The sequence below is a fragment of the Bartonella sp. TT67HLJMS genome, from assembly GCF_042193375.1.
In the GTDB taxonomy this organism is placed as follows: domain Bacteria; phylum Pseudomonadota; class Alphaproteobacteria; order Rhizobiales; family Rhizobiaceae; genus Bartonella; species Bartonella grahamii.
This window is the reverse complement of the sequence record NZ_JBHILP010000046.1, coordinates 1-740: the sequence shown is the minus strand read 5'-3', so window position 1 is coordinate 740 and position 740 is coordinate 1. Positions and strand designations below refer to the sequence as shown.

1 pseudogene is annotated in these 740 nt (G+C 41.9%); it reads left to right on the top strand.

The features are described from left to right. Window positions 1–740, top strand: a pseudogene (locus ACFIJQ_RS08880) (hypothetical protein); the annotation flags it as partial.

Genomic DNA, 740 nt, shown 5'->3' with positions numbered 1-740 from the left:
AGCAATCAATGGTTCCCAACTTTATAATGTAAGCAAGACTTTAGCATCTTATTTCGGTGGTGGTGCTGGATATAATGAAAAAGACGGCATATGGACATCTCCAATCTTTAGTGCTTTAAAGTTTGGTGGCGGCGGTGTTGAGGTGGAAAACTATGACAATGTAGCTAACGCGTTTGATGGTGTACGTCGGGGCATGTTGGCGATCAATAAACGTCTTGAGGCTGTTGAACAGAAGGAAACTCCTGGCGTAGCTTCTAATGGATTCCCATGGGACGCAGGAAAGGAAGGGTATGACGCTAGTCAAGATGGTAAGCCCAGCAAGATTGTCAATGTAGAGAAGGGTGTTCTTGTAGAAAATTCAACAGACGCCGTGAATGGAGGACAGCTCTGGGAGACGAATGAAAAGGTAACAGCAGTTGAAAACAAGGTAACAGCAGTTGAAAACAAGGTAACAGCAGTTGAAAACAAGGTAACAGAAGTTGAAAACAAGGTGAATCTTGCGGTTAGCTATGATGTTGATAAAGATAGCGGAAAGAAAATCAATAGCATCACTCTAAAAGGTGCCGATGACAGTGAACCTGTTTTGATTGCTAATGTTAAAGATGGCGAAATTAAAAACGGCTCTAAGGACGCAGTGAATGGTGGTCAGTTACATGATTACACAGAACAGCAGATGAAGACGGTTCTTGAAGATGCGAATAAGTATACGGATGAGAGAATTAATAGTCTTGTCAATGATA